Origin of the sequence: Bacteroides sp. (assembly GCF_029057325.1) — a bacterium.
Lineage (GTDB): Bacteria > Bacteroidota > Bacteroidia > Bacteroidales > Bacteroidaceae > Bacteroides.
In genome coordinates this window covers 21,013-27,178 of sequence record NZ_JAICZW010000156.1, presented here as the reverse complement: position 1 = coordinate 27,178, position 6,166 = coordinate 21,013, and the positions used below count along the sequence as shown (strand labels likewise).

The window sequence follows — 6,166 nt, the reverse complement described above, 5'->3', positions numbered from 1 at the left end:
GGCAGAATTGTTCAAAGTTCAGCCCGATGGCGGCCTGTATTTCAGCGGGTATCTCTGTCTTCTTGTTGAGCAGGAGGTGTGTCTTTCGGTTCTCCAATGTCCATTTCACGTCTTGCAGGCTGCCGTTGGTCTTTTTCCGGGCACGCGCCACGTACCATTTGGCGGTATAGGGTATCTCATTGGTTCCGATGAACTCCAGCTCCGCCCACGCTTCTCCCGTGTTTCTTCTCATCAGTTGCCGGTTGTCGTTTACCTGTGCCGTTCCTTCTTTGTTGGCAAAGGATTGGGCGGAGTCTTTGTACTTTTCGTTGGCCGTGCGGTTCATGCGCGGTGTCTCGTTGTAGAGTGCCAGACAGATGGCATCGAGCAAGGTTGTCTTGCCGGCTCCCGTCTCGCCGCATATCAGGAACAATGACTCTTCTGCTAAAGGTCCGTTTTCAAAGTCGATGACGGCATCTTCGATGGATGCCAGGTTCTTGATGGTCAGTTTCTGAAGCTTCATGGGTGGTTGTTTTTTACTTGTCGCAATACTTCGCTCATCAGTTCGCATAGTTCTTCGTCCATCTCTTCTCCTTCGGTTTCCCGGTAATAGAGTTTGGCGATGTCTAAGGGTGATTTTGCTTGAATCTCCTGAATGGAGAGGTGTTTCTTATCGGTCTCTGCCGTCAGCTTTTCGCGGGTGGACTTGATGTAACAGTATTTACAGGCTTTGCCTTTGGTCGCGTTCAGAACACGTTCGTGACAATCGGGTGCCAGGTAGTTTCCGTCTAAGAGTACGTTCAGGCGGAGGTAAACTTGCTTGTCGGCAGGATACTCCTCCAGCTCTTTGAGGACTTCTTCAAAAGGCTTCGGCTCACGAGGAAGTGTTACGAGCGGTATCGGATTCTCTATCTTGACGGTTCTTATCTGTGGTTCTTCGTGTCCGTCCAGCTCGATGATGGAGACGGAGTGCGGATAGGTTTCATCGAAGCTGACGGGCAGGGGAGTGCCGCAATAGCGGGCGCGGCGGTTGCTCCCTTTGACCTCTTGCGGGCAATGGATATGTCCGAGTGCCAGGTAGTCGTACCCTTCGCCCAATTCGCGGAGACCGATGCTCTCGATGCCTCCGATGCTTTCGCTGTGTCCTGTCCGGTCGCTGCCTTCGATGGTGAGGTGCGCCATCAGTACGATGGGAAGTCCTTCCGTATTCCGTTTTCTTGTCTCGTCCAATAGGGTTTGGAAAAAGCGGGAGGCACGTTCCTCACGGGGCGTGTCGGCATCCAGTGCGGGGAAGTTTTGCGGATAGATGTGCGGCACGGCGATGACGTACCCTTTTCTGTTTCCCTCCTTGTCTTTTATTTCAAGGATGTGCTTTTCCAGGTTCACCTTTTCCTGGCAACGTTCGATGCTTCCCACCACGTTCACGCCGAAGTGCTTCCAGAGGCTGCTGTCTATCTCCAGTTTGGAACTGCTGTCGTGGTTTCCTGCGGTTACTATCATTCTCATTTCGGGGCATGCGCGGTGTATGTGGAGCATGCCTTCCGTGTACATCTTTTGGGTGGCAGCCGAAGGGGTGGAGTAGTGGTAAATGTCTCCGCTCACCACCAGCACATCGGGTTCTTCTGTTACCGCGATGCGGGCCAGCTGTTCAAGGAATGCTTGTTGTTCCGCGGTGCGGTCGTAGTTGTAGAGGCTGTGTCCCAAATGCCAGTCGCTGGTATGCAGTATCTTCATAGGTTTCTGGGGTTTAAAATGCGAAGGTAGAATTTATTCTTAATACTTACAATGTTTGGAACGAATAGTTTGGAAATTTCCCGAAAGCGTATCTAAGTCTGATATTTTATCCTTATTTTTGTTGTCATAATAGACAGAGAGGAACGGATACGTCCGGTTTTCCGAAAGTAAAATCTTATATTGAATAATTAATGAGAAAGACAGGTTTGTTTATGGCTGGTGGCAGCCTTTGTTTGTCGATGGCCCTGTTGTTTATGGGCTGTGCATCTAAGGATGCGAATAGTAATGCGGGTACATCGAAGAATCCGGTAGAAGAAGGTTGCTCAGGAGAAGGAGTCGTCTCCTATTTCTGTGACCGTATAGAAGGGAAAAGTGCGCTTTGGACGGACAGCAGTCCGATGGCTTTGGACGATGTGGCTGCTATGCGCAAGAAGGTGTGGCAGAAGTGGGTCGAAGCCAATGAGAAATGCAATGAAGAAAAGTTCATCGACTTTGCAGCTTTGGGCGATCGTTCCGGTAAATGGAAGCTGCCGGAAGCGCTTGAACCGGATGCGGTGATGCCCTATTATTGGGGATATAAGGGAGATGAACCCGATGGGGGCTATCCGCTTTACCTCTATATACACGGTTCCGGTAACAGGGATAGGGAATGGAGCAATGGGCTGAAATTGTGCAAAAGCTTCGATGATGCCCCTTCGGCATACTTCATTCCTCAGATACCCAATGTGGGCGATTATTATCGTTGGTATCAGAAAGCGAAACAGTTTGCGTGGGAGAAAATGTTGCGTCTGGCCTTCGTGACCGGAAAGATAAATCCTAACAAAGTCTATTTCTTTGGTATTTCCGAAGGGGGATATGGCAGTCAGCGTCTGGCTTCGTTCTATGCCGATTATCTTGCGGGGGCGGGCCCCATGGCAGGTGGCGAACCCTTGAAGAACGCTCCGGTGACGAATTGCCGCAACATCGCTTTCTCTCTCCGTACGGGGGCTGAGGATAATGGCTTCTACCGCAATACGCTGACCGGTTATGTCAAAGAGGCTTTTGATGCCATGGCTGAGGCCAATCCGGGAAGTTTCGTGCATTGGATAGAGCTTGTTCCCGGTATGGGACATTCCATCGATTATGATAAGACTACACCGTGGCTCAAAACGAAAGTACGCGATCCTTATCCGAAACGGGTGATGTGGGAGAACTTTGAGATGGACGGTGTCTATCGCAAGGGTTTCTACAACCTGTATGTCACCGAACGTTCTTGCAATGCTCCCTACCGTACTTATTACGATATGAGGATAGAGGAGAATGTGATAAACGTTGCGGTGTATGAGGTGAAATATAACACCAGAGAGACAGACCCGAACTGGGGAATAGAGATGACGTTTGATTGTATTTATGTGCCGGCCACAGAGGGGAAGTTTACCCTCTTTTTGAGCCCTGAGCTGGTGGATCTTTCAAAAGAGGTAACGCTCTGTGTGAACGGGATGGAAAAGTTCAAAGGTATGGTGGCTACTGATGTCAAGCATCTTATCAATAGTTGTGCCGCCTTCTTCGATCCCGAAAGACTCTATCCGGCTGCCATCGAAGTGGATTTGGCGGTAAAATGAGAATGCGGGCGGAGGTTGTGCGGATGTTTTGGAAACGTTTTGGGACGCTTTTCAGTCTGCGTCCCAGCATTCCAATTCATCTTCTATCTCTCTCAGCCGGTCTTTGGTGAATACGGGGTCTTTGATGCCGGCTTGCTTTTGCTTGCGATAATCTTCCAGCAGTTTGAACGCGTATTTCCCTAACAGGCTGATGGCGATAAGGTTGCAGATGGTCATCAATCCCATCGTGATGTCGGCAAGGCTCCAGGCGAGGTCGAGGGTGGCGAGCGCTCCGAACATGACCATGCCACCCACCAGCAGACGGTAAACATTCAATACCCATTTCCGGCGGGTGAGGTAGCTTATATTGGCCTCGCCGTAATAGTAGTTTCCGATGATGCTGCTGAAGGCGAAAAAGAAGAGGGCGACGGCTACGAAAATGCCGCCTGCCGCACCTATCTCATTGGTCAGCGCATGTTGGGTCAGTTGCACGCCGTTGGCGGAACCATCCAGTGGCGCGCCGCTGAAAAGGATAATGAAAGCGGTGCAGGTACAGATAATCAGCGTATCGGTGAAGACACCCAATGTCTGAATCAGCCCTTGCTTGACGGGGTGACTGACGTGTGCCGCTGCCGCCACATTGGGGGCGGAACCCATACCGGCTTCGTTGCTGAACAGCCCGCGCTTGATGCCTTGCATCAGTGCCATGCCGATGCCTCCTCCCAATGCCTGTTCCCAACCAAAGGCGTGGCTGACAATCAGTGCAATCACGGACGGAAGTTCCCCGATGTTCAGCAGGACAATGGCGAGTGCCAGGGTGATGTAGCCCAATGCCATGACGGGAACAAGGATGCTGCTCACTTTGGCGATGCGCTGCACGCCGCCGAAGATGATAATCAGGGTACACACGGTGATGATGCCGCCCACCGTGGCGTGGTTGAACCCGAAAGCCCCCTCGAAGGCAGCGCAAAGAGTGTTGCTTTGCACGGAGTTGAAGGCGAAACCGAAAGTAATGGTGATAAGTATGGCGAACAGCGTGCCCATCCACGGCTGTTTCAGCCCTTTGCGCATATAGTAGGCAGGACCGCCGATGTAGGAGTCCTTGCCCTTTACCTTATACAATTGTGCCAGCGTAGATTCCACAAACGAACTGGAGGCACCCAGCAAAGCGATGACCCACATCCAGAACACGGCTCCCGGACCTCCCACAGCAATGGCGGTGGCTACTCCTGCCAGATTGCCCGTTCCCACACGGCTGGCAATGGAGATGGCAAACGCCTGGAAGGAGGAGATATGCTTTCCGCCTGTTCTGTCCTTTCCTCCCGAATCTCCCAATACCCGCATCATCTCTTTGAGCATGCGGAACTGCACGAAACGGGTTTTCAGACTGAACCAGAGGGCGCAGCCCAACAGAAGGACAATGAGGACATACGTCCAAAGGATGTCGTTGATTAGATTGATGATTTCCATATTTTCCGTTTATAGCTGATACAAAAGTATGATTTTCTCTGCTTATGGTCGAAGACCGCTATCACGCTATCCCCAGCAATTCAATTTCAAACACCAATGTCGAGCCTCCGGGAATGCCCGGTTGCGAGAACTTGCCATATCCCATTTCGGCAGGAATGTAAATCTCCCATTTATCTCCGATGCACATTTGCTGCATCGCCACGATCCAGCCCTCTATCAGTTCGTTCAGGCGGAAGGCGATGGGTGTTCCTCCGCGACTGCTGTCGAACTTCTTCCCATTGATGGTCCAGCCGGTGTAGTGGGCGGTGACGATGCTGCGAGGGGTAGGGTGCTTCCCGTCATTCTTCCCTTCACTTATCACTTTGTAATAGATTCCTTTCGGAAGAGCCTTTACGTTCTCTTCCTTGGCTTTTGCTTCCAGCCACTCTTTGTTGGTTTGTATGTAAGCTTGTTTGCTCATAAATAGATGTTGTTTAGATAGATAAGTACAATTTCGTTCACTAATGAGTCTGTAAAGATATAAAATTCTTGCATTTGTGGCAATATAAATTTTCAGACACCACCTGTTGGACGACGCAATATCGAAAGATGGGAAACGGCAAGGGAAAGTGGAATCTGAAGCAACGAAATAGCCGAAATCTACTATTATACAACACAAATAGCACTATTTATAGTTTTGATTAGAAAGAAAAACATTAATTTTGTGTTCAACACCATAAAAAAAGAGGAATAATGAAGGATGATATAAATCGCATTAAAGTAGTTCTTGTAGAACAAGCGATTCTACTAACTCATACTGCGGTGAGACACCGCAGCCCCTACTGGAGGAGTTGATGAATGCCTACAAGCAAAAGTGTGAGCGCCTCTTCATGCAGCTCCACGACAACAAAGAAGAGCTCAACCGCCAATCAGCATCCAATCGTAAAACATAATCAGAAACAAAGATATGGAGACAAACATCTTATTGACCCCCGAACAAATTCCCCCTTCCTACAACCGCTGCTTTCAAGGCGACTGCCCGAAGGCGGACAGTTGCGCCCGCTACCTCGCCGGAAAACACCTTCCCAAAGGATGGGTAAGCGGCCCTGCCGTCTATCCCACGGCACGCCAAGGCGACACCTGCGTATGCTACAAACAGACGCGCATCATCCACGCCGCCTACGGATTCCGCGCCCTCTTCGCCGAAGTGAAGAAAAAAGACGACACGCCCCTGCGCGACCGCATCAAGGCGTACTTGGGCGGAAACACCACCTACTACCGCTATCACCACGGCGAACGCCTCCTCACACCCGAGCAGCAGAAGTGGATTATCGACCTCTTCCGCTGCCACGGCTATACGGACGGGCTGCACTTTGACGAGTATCGCGACCTCTACGACTTTATCTCCGACTGATTGCCTCGTA

At 50.7% G+C, this 6,166-nt stretch carries 6 protein-coding genes; 2 read left to right on the top strand and 4 right to left on the bottom strand.

Annotated features, from left to right (window positions below):
* Both K2G43_RS10095 and K2G43_RS10090 read right to left on the bottom strand, forming a co-directional pair.
* Nucleotides 1–502: AAA family ATPase (locus K2G43_RS10095; RefSeq protein WP_300154781.1), on the bottom strand; the 502-nt coding region annotated here is incomplete at its 3' end.
* Nucleotides 499–1,713 (bottom strand): exonuclease SbcCD subunit D, encoded by a 1,215-nt coding sequence (locus tag K2G43_RS10090; RefSeq protein WP_300154778.1) that lies wholly within the window; start codon nucleotides 1,711–1,713, stop codon nucleotides 499–501. The genes K2G43_RS10090 and K2G43_RS10095, both read right to left, overlap by 4 nt.
* Before the next feature lie 191 nt (nucleotides 1,714–1,904).
* Between K2G43_RS10090 and K2G43_RS10085 the strand changes: the two genes are divergently transcribed.
* Nucleotides 1,905–3,314, top strand: coding sequence for a hypothetical protein (locus K2G43_RS10085; RefSeq protein ID WP_300154775.1), 1,410 nt, complete (start codon nucleotides 1,905–1,907; stop codon nucleotides 3,312–3,314).
* Nucleotides 3,315–3,365: 51 nt separating this feature from the next.
* On the opposite strand, the gene K2G43_RS10080 is transcribed toward K2G43_RS10085, so the two are convergent.
* Both K2G43_RS10080 and K2G43_RS10075 read right to left on the bottom strand, forming a co-directional pair.
* Entirely contained in the window at nucleotides 3,366–4,763 is a 1,398-nt protein-coding gene (locus K2G43_RS10080) for an alanine/glycine:cation symporter family protein (protein WP_300154772.1), read from the bottom strand.
* A 61-nt stretch (nucleotides 4,764–4,824) separates the two neighbouring features.
* Nucleotides 4,825–5,223, bottom strand: coding sequence for an FKBP-type peptidyl-prolyl cis-trans isomerase (locus K2G43_RS10075; protein ID WP_297645400.1), 399 nt, complete (start codon nucleotides 5,221–5,223; stop codon nucleotides 4,825–4,827).
* 486 nt (nucleotides 5,224–5,709) lie between these two features.
* Here K2G43_RS10075 and K2G43_RS10070 point away from each other — a divergent pair, with 486 nt between their 5' ends.
* A complete protein-coding gene (locus tag K2G43_RS10070; protein WP_297645445.1) occupies nucleotides 5,710–6,156 on the top strand; it encodes a DUF6078 family protein in 447 nt (148 codons plus the stop codon).
* The last annotated feature ends 10 nt before the right edge of the window (nucleotides 6,157–6,166 follow it).